Genomic DNA, 15,019 nt, shown 5'->3' with positions numbered 1-15,019 from the left:
CCAGTGACCATCGGCCCGGTGTAGCGCCTACGATGGTTCGAGACTGTCTAGGGGAGCGTTGATCCGTGTCGATTCTGGAAAAGGTCCTTAACGCGGGCGAAGGCCGCATGGTGCGCCGCCTCAAGGCCATCGCCGCCGCCGTCAACTCGATCGAGGACGACTACGTCAACCTCACCGACGACGAACTGAGCGGCATGACCGAACAGTTCCGTGAGCGGCTCGCCGACGGCGAGACCCTCGACGACCTGCTGCCGGAGGCGTTCGCCGTGGCGCGGGAGGCGGCGGCCCGAGTGCTCGGGCAGCGGCCCTACGACGTGCAGGTGATGGGTGGCGCGGCGCTGCACTTCGGCAACATCGCCGAGATGAAGACCGGTGAGGGCAAGACGCTGACCTCGGTCATGGCGGTCTACCTCAACGCGCTCTCCGGCAAGGGCGTGCACGTGGTCACGGTCAACGACTACCTTGCCCAGCGCGACGCCGCCTGGATGGGCCGGGTCCACGAGTTCCTCGGCCTCACCGTCGGCGTGGTGCTGCCCAACCGGCCGGCCACCGAGCACCGCACCGCCTACGAGTGCGACATCACCTACGGCACCAACAACGAGTTCGGCTTCGACTACCTGCGCGACAACATGGCCTGGTCGAAGGACGAACTGGTCCAGCGCGGGCACAACTTCGCGGTGGTCGACGAGGTCGACTCGATCCTCATCGACGAGGCCCGGACGCCGCTGATCATCTCCGGCCCGGCCGAGCACTCCGCCCGCTGGTACGGCGAGTTCGCCGGGGTCGTCGCCCGCCTCCAGCCCGGCACCGACGGCGAGGGCGACTACGAGGTCGACTACGCCAAGCGGACCGTCGCGGTCACCGAGCGGGGCGTGGCCAAGATCGAGGATCGGCTGGGCATCGACAACCTCTACGAGTCGGTGAACACCCCGCTGGTCGGCTACCTGAACAACGCGATCAAGGCCAAGGAGCTCTACAAGCGCGACAAGGACTACATCGTCAACGAGGGCGAGGTCCTGATCGTCGACGAGTTCACCGGTCGCATCCTGCACGGCCGCCGCTACAACGAGGGCATGCACCAGGCGATCGAGGCCAAGGAGGGGGTGGAGATCAAGCAGGAGAACCAGACCCTGGCCACCATCACCCTCCAGAACTACTTCCGCCTCTACGAGAAGCTGTCCGGCATGACCGGTACCGCCCAGACCGAGGCGAGCGAGTTCAACAAGGTCTACAAGGTCGGCGTGGTGACCATCCCGACCCACCGCCCGATGGTCCGGCAGGACCGGCCGGACGTGATCTACAAGACCGAGAAGGCCAAGTTCAACGCCGTGGTGGAGGACATCGCCGAGCGGCACGAGCTGGGCCAGCCGGTGCTCGTCGGCACCGTCTCGGTGGAGAATTCCGAGATCCTCTCCCAGTTGCTGCGCCGCCGGGGCATTCCGCACGAGGTGTTGAACGCCAAGTTCCACGCCCGGGAGGCGGAGATCGTCGCCCAGGCCGGGCGTAAGGGCGCGGTCACCGTCGCCACCAACATGGCCGGCCGGGGCACCGACATCCTGCTCGGCGGTAACGCCGAGTTCCTCGCCGCCAGCGAGCTGCGCCAGCGCGGCCTGGACCCGGTGGAGCAGGAGGAGGAGTACGCCAAGGCGATGGAGGAGGTCCTGCCCAACTGGAAGCAGGCCTGCGACGTCGAGGCGGAGGAGGTCGCCGCAGCCGGTGGTCTCTACGTCCTGGGCACCGAGCGGCACGAGTCCCGCCGGATCGACAACCAGCTGCGCGGTCGTGCCGGCCGCCAGGGTGACCCGGGCGAGTCCCGCTTCTACCTCTCCCTCCAGGACGAGCTGATGCGGCGCTTCCGGGCCGGCGCGGTCGAGGCGGTGATGGACCGCTTCAACATCCCGGAGGACGTGCCCATCGAGTCGAAGATGGTCACCCGCCAGATCAAGACCGCGCAGGCCCAGATCGAGGGCCAGAACGCGGAGATCCGCAAGAACGTCCTGAAGTACGACGAGGTGCTCAACAAGCAGCGTCAGGTGATCTACGCCGAGCGCCTGCGGGTGCTCAACGGCGAGGACCTCTCCGAGCAGGTCCGCAACATGATCGACGACGTGGTCGGGGCGTACGTGCAGGGCGCCACCTCCGACGGCTATGCCGAGGAGTGGGACCTCGAGCAGCTCTGGACCAGCCTCAAGCAGCTCTACCCGGTGGGTGTGAGCATCGAGGACCTCGAGGAGGAGGCCGGCGGTTCCCGCGCCGGCATGGACGAGGACTTCCTCGTCGCCCGCCTCAAGGACGACGCGAACGCCGCGTACGACCGGCGTGAGGAGCAGCTCGGAGAGGAAGCCGTACGGCAGCTCGAGCGGATGGTCCTGCTCCAGGTGATCGACCGCAAGTGGCGCGAGCACCTCTACGAGATGGACTACCTCCAGGAGGGCATCAGCCTCCGTGCGTACGCCCAGCGCGACCCGGTCGTGGAGTACCAGCGCGAGGGCTTCGACATGTTCGCCAACATGATGGACGGCATCAAGGAGGAGACCGTCGGCTTCCTCTACAACCTGGAGGTCCAGGTCTCCGAGCCGGAGCCGGAGGCCGAAGAGGTCCAGCTGCTGGACAAGCCGGTCGAGCTGCGGGCCAAGGGCCTCAACCGGACCCCGCAGCAGCAGGGCCTGCAGTACTCCTCGCCCACCATCGACGGTGAGGCGGGCGCCGGTGGGATCGCCGTCGAGCAGGCCGAGCAGCAGGCTCCGGCCCTCGGCGTCGGACGCCCGGCGAAGGCCGCCCCGGCCGCCCCGGGAACGACCGCCCCGACCGCGCCGCAGCGCCCCGCCAGCGGGATGAACGGGCCGGCCGTCGCGGGCAGCGCCGCCCGCCGACCCGCACCCGGGCAGGTCGATGCCGGCAACGGTCCGTCCCGCAACGCGCCCTGCCCGTGCGGCTCGGGTCGCAAGTACAAGCGGTGCCACGGTGCCCCCGGCGGCGGGGCCTGACAGGTACGACGCTTCATCCGGAACGCCTCGGGGCAGTAACGCCCCGGGGCGTTCCGCCTTTCCGGCCGGGCCTTTCTCGGTCCGGACCTTTCCGGCCCGGGCCTTGCCGGTCCGGGCCTTGCCGGTCCGGGCCTTTCCCGGTCCGGGCCTTGCCGGTCCGGGCCTTTCCCGGTCCGGGCCTTGCCGGTCCGGGCCTTTCCCGGTCCGGGCCTTTCCCGGTCCGGGCCTTGCCGGTCCGGGCCTTTCCCGGTCCGGGCCTTTCCCGGTCCGGGCCTTGCCGGTCCGGGCCTTTCCCGGTCCGGGCCTTGCCGGTCCGGGCCTTTCCCAGTCCGGGCCTTTCCGGTCCGGGCCTTTCCCAGTCCGGGCCTTGCCGGTCCGGGCCTTTCCCAGTCTGGGCCTTTCCGGTCCGCTCCGTCCGTCCGCTCTGTCCGTCCGTCCGGTCCGCTCCGTCCGTCCGTCCGCTCCGTCCGTCCGTCCGGTCTGCTCCGTCCGTCCGGTCTGCTCCGTCCGTCGGTCCGGTCCGCTCCGGTCCTGTCCGGCTCGGCCCGGTTCAGGCCAGCCGACCCCGGTCGGTCGGCCTGGTCGACGTGGCTCGGCTTGGTCTCGGCTCGGTGCGGCTCGGCCTCTTTCGGTGTGGCTTATCTGGGTGCGGTCCGGCCCGATCTCGGTGCGGTGCGGTGCGGTGCGGTGCGGTGCGGCCGCGCTGAGCTCGGTGTGGCTACTATCCAGTCCGATCAGGTGATTTGCCCGGTCTGAGCCTTTTCGGGCATCCTTCGCTTGTCGGCTTCCGGTGATCAACTCGCCTTCAAGGAAGTCGTGCCTTCCGGGGTCCGGGATACCCCGACTTCAAGGAACCCGAGTGGATCACGGCTGGATCGGGTGGGGTCGCGGTTCGGTCAGGGTGGATGAGCCCTGGGACGGAGTGGATCACGTCGGGGACGTTCGGGACGGGACGGGGGCCCCGTCGCGGGCGGAGTGGATCCCCGTCCGAGATGGGGTCGCCGGCCGTCCGGCGGGGGCGAACCGACCGGGAGGTAGCAGGGATCGCCCGCCGGCCGGCGGGGGTGAACCGACCGGGAGGTAGCGGGGATCGCCCGCCGGCCGGCGGCCGGACAGACGGGGTTACAGGACGTGCAGGGCCGTGCAGAGCCAACGGCCCCGGCGGTGCTCCAGGCGCAGGGCCAGGGCCCAACTGCGCCCGGTGGCGCCGGTGAGTACGGCGGCCACCTCGACCGCCCCGGCCCGGGGCTCGCCGGCCCGGACCCGCCGCACCCGGACGGTGGGTCGGGCGGACCGGGTCGAGCGGCGGCGGGGCGGCCCGATGCGGCTGGTCGCCCGCGACAGCTCGGGCAGCAGGTCGTGCGCCCGGGTGGGGTCGAAGAGTGGCCGTAGCTGCGCCGGTGGGCGGTAGCCGTTGAGCACCTCCACGCAGGTGCCGACGAACCGGTGCGCCGCCCGGGTCGCCTCCGCGGTGGCGGTGACCAGGGCGTCGGGCGGGAGTGCCGCGGCAGGGCCCCGCCCGGGGCCGGTGGGTACCGGCCGGAGGCCCGCCCGGCGGGCCGGGGAGGGGCCGGGGGTGGGCCGAAGCGCCGCGAACAGGTCGAGGGCGAGTTGGCCGTGGGTGGGTGGCGACCAGCCGGTGCCGTCGTCGGCGTACGGCGGGTCGAGGGGTGGTGCGGGGCGGAGGCGGATCGGGGGCCGGGACGGCCCGGGACGGCGGTTCATCGGCTGCTCCCAAACCCTACGTTTGCTTTCGTTTGCCTTCGACTGGTTCACATTGTCGGGCAACGTAGAGTCATCGGTCAATGGCAGCCGGCTCCGGGTCGGTTACTCGGCGTCGCGCTCGGTGAGGGGGTTGCTGCGTACCCAGTCGGCGGTCTCCTCGTACTTCCGCTGGATGTACTCCTCAAGCCGGGTGCGCTCGACGCGCCACTGACCACGGCCGCCGATCTTGATCGCGGGCAGTTCGCCGCTGCGCACCATGTGGTAGACCTGCGAATCCGACACGTTCAGCTCGGCGGCCACGTCGGAGAGGAGCAGGAACCTCGGCTCCACGGAAACTCCCTCGGTTGACTTCGGTTGCCTCAGTTTGCCATCGTTCGGCTCCGCACCCCAGCCTCAGCGCCGCCTCGGATCACCTGACACACCGGTGGCGAAACTTCCACCGGCCGGGCGCGAGGTGTATGACGGTCACGGCGTACGGCATGATCTGCGCCCGGGCCGGCCGACGCCGGCGGAGGACCTGAGCGGGGAGACGACCGGTGACCGACCAGCTTGTCCGGGTGTACGTCCCGGCGACCGTACCGATGCTGGGCCGCCTGCGCGAACACGGGCTGGCCGCGGCCGAGGCCCACGCGGTCACCCCCGCCCTGCGGGAGTGGTACGCCGAGGGCGACGAGGAGGAGTTGGAGTACGTCGCCTTCACGCGTGCCGCCCAGGACGCCCTGCAACTGCTCCGGGCCGACTCCAAGGCGCCGCGCCGCCGGGTGGTGGTCTCCGCCGACCTGCCGGCCGCCGCGGTGGGGCGCGCCGACGGGGACCTCGGCTCCAGCACGATCGCGCTGACCGGTCCGGTGCCGGTGAGCGCCGTCGCGGCCATCCACGTGGACGGCGCGGAGGCGGTGGAAGACGTCGCCGCCGCGGCCGAGGTGGTGGCCGAGGCGCTCGCCGGGGACCCGGACGCACAGTTCACCGTCGACGGCGCCGAGGACCACGAGTTGGAGTGGTACGACGCCAGCGAGCTCGACGTGCTCCTGCGTACGGCTTCCTGACCGCCCGGCGGGCACCCTCCACCCGAGGGACCTGCGGCCCGGAGACCCGGGCGGCCTGGCGGCCCGGTGGTCCGCTTCGGTCAGCGCGTGGCGCCGGCTGCCACGGAGTCGTCGGCCGGGTCGTCCTCGGTCTCGGGCGAGCCGAGGGTGCGTCCGAAGGCGATGAGCGCGATCAGCGCCCCCAGGAAGAGCACCCAGATGCCGTTGTCCACGCGCGAGCTGCCGAGCATGGTCTGGGCGACGGAGTCCGCCTCGCTGAGCGCGCCGGCCAGGTCGAGGAGCGAGCGCCCGCCGACTCGGATGATCACCTCGGCCAGCAGCAGGAACAGCCCGGGACCGGCACCGGCCAGGAGGTACGCGGGCCAGCGGGGCAGTGTCGCGGTCGGGTCCTGCCGGATCGTCCGGCGCTTCGACCAGGTCAGGTACGCGAAGGCGAGCAACCCGGCCACCACCCCGGCGAGCACCGACTCGGTGCGCGACACCCACTTGGCGGCGTTCACCAGCGACTCCTGGGTGTCGCCGGCGCCGTAGAGGTCGAAGAGCGGGTCGCGCACCCGGCTGAACGCCACCACGAAGATCAGTACGCCGAGCGCCGAGGCGGAGATCGCCCCGACGACCGGGGCGCTGCGGGCGCCGGCCACCGCCCCGCCGATGATCGCCGCAGCGGCGGTCGTGCCGGCGATGACGTTGGTGGTGGCGTTGTCGGCGTAGGTCAGGTTGATCGCCAGCGCGGCGAGGAGCCCGACCAGCATGCCGGCGCCGATCGCGCCCGCGAAGCGCAGGGTGACGCCGTCGCCGTACCGGCGGGCCAGCAGGTTGCCGGCGGCGAGGGCGACGGCGGCACCGGTGACCAGCGCCGCCGAGATCACTCCGGGCAGCGCGAAGGCCGAGAGGCTGATCACGGTGACCCCGGCCTCCGCCGAGTGGATGGCCTCCCGGGTGGACCAGAGCATCGCGGCCAGCCAGGCGAGGGAGAGCAGCGCGATCACCGTGGCGGCGGGCGCGGGTACCGGACGGGTGCTCGGCTCGAACTCCTCCGCGGCGTCGGTCGGCTCGTCCTCCACTGCCGCGTCGGCGCTCCGGGCCGGCTGCCCGTCGTCGGTCGCCGACTCGATGACCGGCGCGGATGCGGCCTCGCCGGCCCTGGTCTCCGCCGTGTCGGCGACCGGGGGCTGGTCCGGCTCCGCGGCGTTGGGGCCGCCGGGCTGCTTGGTCATCGTCTTCCCTTCGCGGGTCGGCAGGTCACCGGCCATCCAGGGTAGCCGCCTCCGGTGCCCGCGCCGTGCACGCGTCACCCGCGCGGGTGGCCGGTGCCGCGGGGCCCGGTCCTCCACCCGCTGACCCGGCCACGGGGTGCCCGCCCGGTCCGCGCGGGTGACTGGCCACGCGGTGCCCGTCCGGCGCGCGCGGGTGACTGGCCACACGGTGCCCGTCCCGGTAAAGCGCGGGTGGCCGGTCACGCGGTGTCCGCCCGGCCGTGATCGGCGAGGCCGAGCGCTCCCGCCCGGTGCCCGGGTGGCCGGTCGCGTGGCGCTCGCCGCAGCTGGGCGACGGGGAGGCAGGGCGGTCACCTGCCCGTGACAGAATCGCCGCAGGTCCCGTCGTCGTGGCCGGTCAACCCGGTGCGGCGTGCAGCGTCCGACCGTCCGGTCGGTGCCCGCGGGTCCGGTTCCGCCACCGCTGTCGAGATCGCCAGGAGCCTTCATGGACGCCGTGTTCTCCGTACCCGAGCCGCACAACGAGCCGGTACGCACCTACGAGCCGGGTAGTGCCGACCGGGAGCGGCTCCAGCGGCGGCTGACCGATCTGGCCGCCGAGCGCATCGACCTGCCGATGACCATCGCGGGCGAGCAGCGGATGGCCGGCGGCGAGTCGATCAACGTGGTCCAGCCGCACAAGCACGCGCATGTGCTGGGCGTCACCGCGCACGCCACCCACGACGACGCCCGCGCGGCGGTCAGGGCCGCCAAGGACGCCGCCCCGATGTGGCGGGCGCTGCCGTTCGAGGAGCGGGCTGCGATCTTCCTGCGCGCGGCGGAGCTGCTCGCCGGCCCGTGGCGGGACACGTTGAACGCGGCCACCATGCTCGGGCAGTCGAAGACCGCCGTGCAGGCCGAGATCGACGCGGCCTGCGAGTTCATCGACTTCCTCCGGTTCAACGTCCACTTCGCCCGGCGGCTCCTCGCCGAGCAGCCGCTCTCCTCGGCGGGCGTGTGGAACCGCTTCGACCACCGCCCGCTGGAGGGCTTCGTCTACGCGGTGACCCCGTTCAACTTCACCGCCATCGCCGGCAACCTGCCGTCCGCGCCGGCGCTGCTGGGCAACACGGTGGTGTGGAAGCCGGGCCCGACCCAGCAGTTCGCCGCGCACTTCACCATGCGTCTCTTCGAGGCGGCGGGCCTCCCGGCCGGTGTGATCAACATGGTCACCGGCCGCGGCGAGGAGGTCTCGGACGTGGTGCTCGCCGACCCGGATCTGGCGGGTATCCACTTCACGGGCTCCACGAAGGTCTTCCAGCAGCTGTGGCGGACCGTCGGCGACAACATCTCCCGCTACCGGGGCTACCCGCGGCTGGTCGGCGAGACCGGTGGCAAGGACTTCGTCGTCGCGCACACCAGCGCCGACGTCGACGCGCTGCACACCGCGCTGATCCGTGGCGCCTACGAGTACCAGGGCCAGAAGTGCTCGGCGGCGTCCCGGGCGTACATCCCCCGCTCGATCTGGGAGGGTGGCCTGCGGGACCGGCTGGCCGCGACCGCCGACGGGCTGACGTACGGCGATGTCACGGACTTCGGCAACTTCGGTGGCGCGGTGATCGACGACAAGGCGTTCGCCCGGCACACCGCCGCGTTGGAGCTGATCGCCGGCGACGACAGCTGCCGGGTCCTGGCCGGCGGCACCGCTGACGACTCGGTCGGGTACTTCGTCCGGCCGACCCTCTTCGAGTGCGGTGACGCCGCCCACGAGACCTTCACCACCGAGTACTTCGGTCCGATCCTCGGCGTGCACGTCTTCGACGACGCCCGCTTCGACGACGTGGTGGCCCAGGCCGAGTCGATCGCGCCGTACGCGCTCACCGGGTCGATCTTCGCGACGGACCGCGAGGTGGTCGACCGGGTGGCGGAGAAGATGCGGTACGCGGCCGGCAACTTCTACATCAACGACAAGCCGACCGGTGCGGTGGTCGGGCAGCAGCCGTTCGGTGGCGCGCGGGCGAGCGGCACCAACGACAAGGCGGGCTCCTGGCTGAACCTGGTCCGCTGGGTGTCGCCGCGGACGATCAAGGAGACGTTCGTGCCGCCGACCGACCACACCTACCCGCACATGGGCTGAGTCGAAGCCGGAAGGCCCCCTGCTCGGGCAGGGGGCCTTCCGCGCCTCAACGGACTGTCGTCGGCCGACAGTGCACATTGGAAGTCCTTCTCGGGTGGCAAACCGCCAAATCCTGGACGTCGCGTCGGCAAAGTGGCAGCGTAATGGCCATGGCGGATTCCGGAGTCAACCCCACGGCGGCGGCCCTTCTCGGCCTGCTGCACGAGGGGCCGATGACAGGCGGTCAGCTGATGGCCGCCGCTGAGCGCCGTCTGGCGCCGTACTGGTCGATGACCCGCAGCCAGGTCTACCGGGAGTTGCCCGTGCTGGCCGAGCGGGGTCTGGTGCGGCTGGGCAAGCCCGGGCCGCGGCTGAGCCAGCCGTATGCGATCACGGCGGCCGGCAAGAGGACATTCTCCCGGTGGCTGGCGGAGAATCCCGGCCGGGACACCATCCGTAACCCGATCGCGCTGCGGATGGCCTTCGGTGACCTGCACTCGGCGAGCCAGCTCAAGAACCTCTACGCCCAGGCCAACGATTACCACACGGAGGCCCTGGCGCAGGTCCGGGAGCAGGTGAAGAGCGCCCGCAAGGAGGGCGAGGACTACGACGCCAGCGCCCTGGAGTTCGCGGTCGCCTATCACCGGGCGGCGCTGTCCTGGCTGAAGAGCGCCCCGGTCGGGTGATTCGTGGGCGTTTCTCGCCCCCGGCGCAGGCCGCACCGCCCGGTGGCGGCAGGTTTCTGCCGGTCTCCGCGGGGCTCGCAGGCTGACTCCTGATCCTGGCAGTACGCTTGTCTGTCGTGACCGCTGCCGACTTCGCCGAACAGCTCAAGGACCTCGACGCCACCCTGCGCAACATCGAGGCCGTCCTCGATCTTGACAAGCTGCGCGGGGAAAAGGCTCGACTGGAGCAGGAGGCCTCCGCGCCGGACCTGTGGGACGACCAGGCCAAGGCGCAGGTGGTGACCTCGCAGCTGTCGTACGTCAACGGCGAGATCAACAAGCTGGGCAGCCTCCGTTCGCGGCTCGACGACGCCCACGTCCTGTTGGAGCTGGCGGAGGCGGAGTCCGACCCGAGCGTGCTCGGCGAGGTGGAGAGCGAGATCGTCGGGCTGACCAAGGCCATCCAGGAGATGGAGGTCCGCACCCTGCTCTCCGGCGAGTACGACTCCCGGGAGGCGCTGGTCGCCATCCGGGCGGGCGCCGGCGGGGTGGACGCCGCGGACTTCGCCGAGATGCTGCTGCGGATGTACCTGCGCTGGGCGGAGCGGCACGGCTACCCGACGGAGGTCTACGAGACCTCGTACGCCGAGGAGGCGGGGCTCAAGTCCGCGACCTTCACGGTCAAGGTCCCGTACGCCTTCGGCACGCTCAGTGTCGAGTCGGGCACCCACCGTCTGGTCCGGATCAGTCCCTTCGACAACCAGGGGCGGCGGCAGACCAGCTTCGCCGGGGTCGAGGTGCTGCCGGTGGTGGAGCAGACCGACCACATCGACATCCCCGAGAACGAGATGCGGATCGACGTCTACCGGTCGTCCGGCCCGGGTGGGCAGAGCGTCAACACCACCGACTCGGCGGTGCGCATCACGCACATCCCGACCGGCATCGTGGTGACCTGCCAGAACGAGAAGTCCCAGCTGCAGAACAAGGCGTCCGCGCTGCGGGTGCTCCAGGCTCGGCTGCTGGAGCGCAAGCGGCAGGAGGAGCAGGCCAAGCTTCAGGGCCTGAAGACCGACGCGGCGGGCTCGTGGGGCGACCAGATGCGCTCGTACGTCCTGCACCCTTATCAGATGGTGAAGGATCTCCGAACCGAGCAGGAGACCGGCAATCCGAGCGCGGTCTTCGACGGCGACCTGGACGAGTTCATCGAGGCCGGGATCCGGTGGCGTAAGCAGCGGGAGCTTGCCGGCGACAGTGCGTGACGACCCGTGGGCGCAGTGCGTCGTCGATCTCCGGCACAACAGTCTAAATCGATGACGCGCCCCGCATCGGCGGGGCGTGGGGCTTGGCTCCCCGGTTACACCGCGTAGACTCACCACCCGTGATTCAGCTTGAGCAAGTGACGAAGACGTACCCGAAGGCGTCCCGGCCTTCGCTCGACAACGTGTCCGTCTCCATTGAGAAGGGCGAGTTCGTCTTCTTCATCGGCCCATCCGGCTCCGGCAAGTCAACGATCATCAAGATGCTGCTGCACGAGGTCACGCCCAACAAGGGCCGCGTCGTCGTGAACGGCAAGGACGTCACGTCGATGCGTTCGTGGAAGCGGCCGCACTTCCGGCGTTCGATCGGCTGTGTCTTCCAGGACTTCCGGCTGCTGCCGAACCGCACCGCGTACGAGAACGTGGCGTTCGCCCTCGAGGTCATCGGCAAGACCAAGGCGGTCGCCCGCCGGGTCGTGCCGGAGGTGCTCGAGCTGGTCGGGCTCGGTGGCAAGGAGCACCGCTACCCGCACGAGCTCTCCGGTGGTGAGCAGCAGCGGGTCGCGGTCGCCCGGGCGTTCGTGAACCGGCCGCTGATCCTGCTGGCCGACGAGCCGACCGGAAACCTGGACCCGGACACCTCGATCGAGATCATGCGCCTGCTGGACCGGATCAACCGCACCGGCACGACCGTCGTGATGGTCACTCACGACTCCAACATCGTGAACCAGATGCGGCGGCGGGTCATCGAGATCGAGAGCGGCCGCATCGTGCGTGACCAGGCCCGCGGCGTCTACGGGTGAGCCCCCGCTCCCATCTCGCCGTACGACCTGACGACGAACACCTCATGCCGGAGACCCGGAGGAATTCCCGATGCGGATGAAGTACGTCCTGTCCGAGGTACTTGTCGGACTGTGGCGCAACGTGACCATGACCATCGCGATGATCATCACGTTGGCGGTGTCGCTGTTCATGCTCGGCGGCAGCGGCCTTCTGTACCAGAAGGTCGGCGACATGAAGGACCTCTACTACGAGAACGTCGAGGTCTCGATCTTCCTGACCCAGGAAGTGACCGAGCAGCAGCGTACTGACCTGGACGGCAAGCTGAAGAACGACCCGATGGTCAAGGAGGTGTTGTACGTCGACAAGCAGCAGGCGTACGAGCGCTTCCAGCAGATGTACGCCGACGCTCCGGACCTGGTGAACGCCGTCAAGCCGGATCAGCTGCCCGAGTCGTTCCGCCTCAAGCTCAACAACCCGGAGCAGTACAAGAACATCTACGACCAGTACAAGGAGAGCGAGGGGGTCGACGAGATCGTCGACCAGAGCAAACTCCTCGACAAGGTCTTCGGCGTGCTGAGCGGATTCCAGAACGGCGCGCTCGCCATCGCGATCGTGATGGCGATCGCCGCCCTGTTGCTGGTCGCCAACACGATCCAGGTGGCCGCCTACAGCAAGCGGCGTGAGGTCGCGGTCATGAAGCTGGTCGGCGCCTCGAACTGGTTCATCCAGGCGCCGTTCGTGCTGGAGGCCGTGGTCGCCGGTCTGCTCGGCTCCATCCTCGGCCTGGTGGCCCTGTCCGTCCTGAAGGTCACGGCGGCGAGCAGTTCGATGGCGGCTCTGGAGGGCCTGATCTCGCCCGTGTCCTGGGGTGAGATCTTCCTGGTCTACCCGCTGATGGCCGGTGTCGGCGCCGTCGTCAGCGCCGCCACCGCGTGGGTCACGCTCCGCTTCTACCTGCGGGTCTAGCTACCGTACGGGTCGTCCCGGCATCGTCGCGGGGGCCCTTCCGCACCGGAATAACCGGTGCGGAAGGGCCCTTGTGATTCAGTAGCATGATCTCCGCCGTCCGGCCGGAACTCCCTGGGCGGCGGCACGAACGGAAGGGAGGTGGCGCCGATGCCACGGGAAAAGGGACGTAAGGTGGTCGCCTCCAACCGCAAGGCGCGGCACGACTACGCCATCCTCGACACGTACGAGGCGGGTATGGCGTTGACCGGCACCGAGGTCAAGTCGCTGCGGGCGGGGCGGGCCTCGCTGGTGGACGCGTTCGCGCAGGAGCGTGACGGCGAGCTCTACCTGCACGGGATGCACATCCCCGAGTACACCCAGGGCACCTGGACGAACCACGAGCCCCGGCGTACCCGGAAGCTGTTGCTGAAGCGGCTGGAGATCGATCGGCTGATCGGGAAGACCCGGGAGGCCGGCTTGACGCTGGTGCCGTTGCAGGTCTACTTCTCCGACGGCTGGGCCAAGGTGGAGATCGGCCTGGCCAAGGGTAAGAAGTCGTACGACAAGCGGCAGGACCTCGCCAAGCGGGACGCGGACCGGGAGATCGCCCGGGTCAGCGGCCGGCGCGGTAAGGGGATGGACGAGTGATTTGCCCGATATGTCCGGGTCGACTCGCCCGGGTTGAGGCTCGGGATGAAACCCGTTGCGGCAGGCGTTAGGCTTGTCGGTGCCGCCACATCGGCGGCCCTTCGAGGGGGTGACTGGTTTCGACTTCGTACGCAGCGACAGGGGAAGCGAGCCGAGGAAGCCGACGTCGTCTCGAGAATCGGTCGTCGGAAATTTATAAGCGCCAAGAACAATCGCGCTGACTTCGCTCTCGCCGCCTGAGGCGAGTAGTGAGTCTGTCGGCCTGGGAACGCCTTCGTCCCAGTTAGCCGGCATCAGCTAGGAGGCTGGCCAATCGGACCCGGTCGCGGGGTCCGTGCGGCGAGATCAATCAGCGACTGGGCCCGTCACACCAACTTGCTCGCGTGAGCGGTGGGGTCGAGTAGAGGCATAGCGAGCTGCGCTCGGAGAAGCCCTGACAAACCGGCGAAGGACCCGGGTTCGATTCCCGGCACCTCCACCACCCGACCTGTGCGCCCCGTCCACCCGGACCGGGGCGCACAGTTCTGTCCCGGCCCGGAACCGAAAGCCGCGGCGCAGAGGCTCGGAACCGGAAGACCCGCCGTACAGGCTCGGAACCGGACGCCGCGGCGCACCGTCGAACCGGCATGCGCCGTTCAGTCCTCCTGCTGGGTCTGCCACTGCTGATGCTCGCCGGCTGCGCGCCGGCCGACGCCCCGGGTCCGGCCGCCCCGACCGGCTCCCCGCCCGGAACCAGTCCCGACCATCGCCGCGAGGGTTTCGAACAGCGGGCGGCCGAGGCCGCCGAGGCCTGGCATCCCGACCCCGCCTGGACGAAGGGGTACGTGCCACTGCAGGGGCCGACCCTGTTGACCGGCGACCCGGGGTTCACCAGCGACACCGAGGCAGCCTTCCGCAGCGGCTGGTACCGGGAACAGATCAACCTGCCCGCCGCCCGGCCGGCCGACACCGCCATCCGCTTTCCCGACGGCACCCTGACCGTCCCACTGGTCAGTGCGGCCGAGGCGTACCGGGAGCTGGACCAGGGCGATCCGCCGTCCTGCCCGGGACGGCCCAAGGCACCGCCGCGGACCAAGGGCGGGCCGACCATCGAACCCGGACCGGACGGCTGGGTCACCAGCGCACCGGAGGCCGCCTGCACCCCGTTGACCGTCACTGCCGTGCGGCTCGGCACCGCACCCGTACGGACCAGTCGGGGCGAGGCGCAGGTGCCCGCCTGGCTCTTCGACGTCGAGGAGCTGAACAGCCCGGTGGCCCGGCTGGCGGTCGCCGCGCACGCCGTCACCGCCCTGCCGGAACCGGTGATGCCGCCCCGCGCCGCCCCCGACGGGGTGGTCGGCGCGCAGAACCTGCAGACGGTGGTGGACGCCCGGATCTCCTACCAGTTGGGGGTCGGCGCCTGCGACACGGAGATCACCCCGCTGGTGCTGGAGCGCGACGATGTGGTGGTCGTGGGCGGCGGCGTCACCAACACCGCCACCGCCTGCACCGACCAGCTCGTGCTGCATCCGGTCGAGGTCACGCTGAAATCCCCGCTGGGCACGCGGCCCGTGCTGGACGTGCTCACCGGCGCCCCGCTCCACTTCGGCGTGCGCTGAACTCGTCGAGCCAGCGGGCCGCTCCGCTTCGGCGGCCGCTGGCGTACTGAG

At 70.4% G+C, this 15,019-nt stretch carries 12 protein-coding genes and 1 other RNA gene; 10 read left to right on the top strand and 3 right to left on the bottom strand.

The window, feature by feature from the left end:
* Window positions 1-65: 65 nt before the first annotated feature.
* Window positions 66-2,987, top strand: a complete 2,922-nt coding sequence (secA, locus tag D7044_RS27550; RefSeq protein WP_120690625.1) for a preprotein translocase subunit SecA — start codon at window positions 66-68, stop codon at window positions 2,985-2,987.
* Between the two features lie 1,122 nt (window positions 2,988-4,109).
* Here secA and D7044_RS27545 read toward each other — a convergent pair.
* Both D7044_RS27545 and D7044_RS27540 read right to left on the bottom strand, forming a co-directional pair.
* Window positions 4,110-4,712: an Rv3235 family protein gene (locus D7044_RS27545; RefSeq protein WP_120690624.1), complete on the bottom strand. Its 603-nt coding sequence runs from the start codon at window positions 4,710-4,712 to the stop codon at window positions 4,110-4,112.
* A 102-nt stretch (window positions 4,713-4,814) separates the two neighbouring features.
* Window positions 4,815-5,042, bottom strand: a complete 228-nt coding sequence (locus D7044_RS27540; protein WP_120673233.1) for a helix-turn-helix domain-containing protein — start codon at window positions 5,040-5,042, stop codon at window positions 4,815-4,817.
* A 206-nt stretch (window positions 5,043-5,248) separates the two neighbouring features.
* On the opposite strand from D7044_RS27540, the gene D7044_RS27535 reads away from it, so the two are divergent.
* Window positions 5,249-5,758, top strand: coding sequence for a DUF6912 family protein (locus D7044_RS27535; protein ID WP_120673232.1), 510 nt, complete (start codon window positions 5,249-5,251; stop codon window positions 5,756-5,758).
* Window positions 5,759-5,838: 80 nt separating this feature from the next.
* Here D7044_RS27535 and D7044_RS27530 read toward each other — a convergent pair whose 3' ends face one another.
* The gene (locus tag D7044_RS27530) at window positions 5,839-6,975 is read right to left on the bottom strand and encodes a hypothetical protein (RefSeq protein ID WP_120690662.1); all 1,137 of its coding nucleotides are present in this window, start codon (window positions 6,973-6,975) and stop codon (window positions 5,839-5,841) included.
* A 487-nt stretch (window positions 6,976-7,462) separates the two neighbouring features.
* Here D7044_RS27530 and pruA point away from each other — a divergent pair, with 487 nt between their 5' ends.
* From pruA to D7044_RS27490, 8 genes are all read left to right on the top strand, one after another.
* Window positions 7,463-9,091, top strand: a complete 1,629-nt coding sequence (gene pruA / locus D7044_RS27525; protein ID WP_120690623.1) for an L-glutamate gamma-semialdehyde dehydrogenase — start codon at window positions 7,463-7,465, stop codon at window positions 9,089-9,091.
* 149 nt (window positions 9,092-9,240) lie between these two features.
* Complete coding sequence (locus D7044_RS27520) at window positions 9,241-9,756, top strand: PadR family transcriptional regulator (RefSeq protein ID WP_120673901.1); 516 nt, start codon at window positions 9,241-9,243, stop codon at window positions 9,754-9,756.
* 116 nt (window positions 9,757-9,872) lie between these two features.
* Window positions 9,873-10,994 (top strand): peptide chain release factor 2, encoded by a 1,122-nt coding sequence (prfB, locus tag D7044_RS27515; protein ID WP_120673230.1) that lies wholly within the window; start codon window positions 9,873-9,875, stop codon window positions 10,992-10,994.
* Between the two features lie 119 nt (window positions 10,995-11,113).
* On the top strand, window positions 11,114-11,794 hold the full coding sequence (ftsE, locus tag D7044_RS27510) for a cell division ATP-binding protein FtsE (protein WP_073832794.1): 681 nt from the start codon (window positions 11,114-11,116) through the stop codon (window positions 11,792-11,794).
* Window positions 11,795-11,864: 70 nt separating this feature from the next.
* Entirely contained in the window at window positions 11,865-12,740 is an 876-nt protein-coding gene (gene ftsX / locus D7044_RS27505) for a permease-like cell division protein FtsX (RefSeq protein WP_120673229.1), read from the top strand.
* 150 nt (window positions 12,741-12,890) lie between these two features.
* The gene (smpB, locus tag D7044_RS27500; RefSeq protein WP_120673900.1) at window positions 12,891-13,370 is read left to right on the top strand and encodes an SsrA-binding protein SmpB; all 480 of its coding nucleotides are present in this window, start codon (window positions 12,891-12,893) and stop codon (window positions 13,368-13,370) included.
* 105 nt (window positions 13,371-13,475) lie between these two features.
* Window positions 13,476-13,851: a transfer-messenger RNA gene (ssrA, locus tag D7044_RS27495) on the top strand.
* A 145-nt stretch (window positions 13,852-13,996) separates the two neighbouring features.
* Window positions 13,997-14,968 (top strand): hypothetical protein, encoded by a 972-nt coding sequence (locus tag D7044_RS27490; RefSeq protein WP_120690622.1) that lies wholly within the window; start codon window positions 13,997-13,999, stop codon window positions 14,966-14,968.
* The last annotated feature ends 51 nt before the right edge of the window (window positions 14,969-15,019 follow it).

The sequence above is a fragment of the Micromonospora musae genome (assembly GCF_003626635.1).
In the GTDB taxonomy this organism is placed as follows: domain Bacteria; phylum Actinomycetota; class Actinomycetes; order Mycobacteriales; family Micromonosporaceae; genus Micromonospora; species Micromonospora musae.
This window is presented reverse-complemented; position numbering and strand designations above follow the sequence as displayed.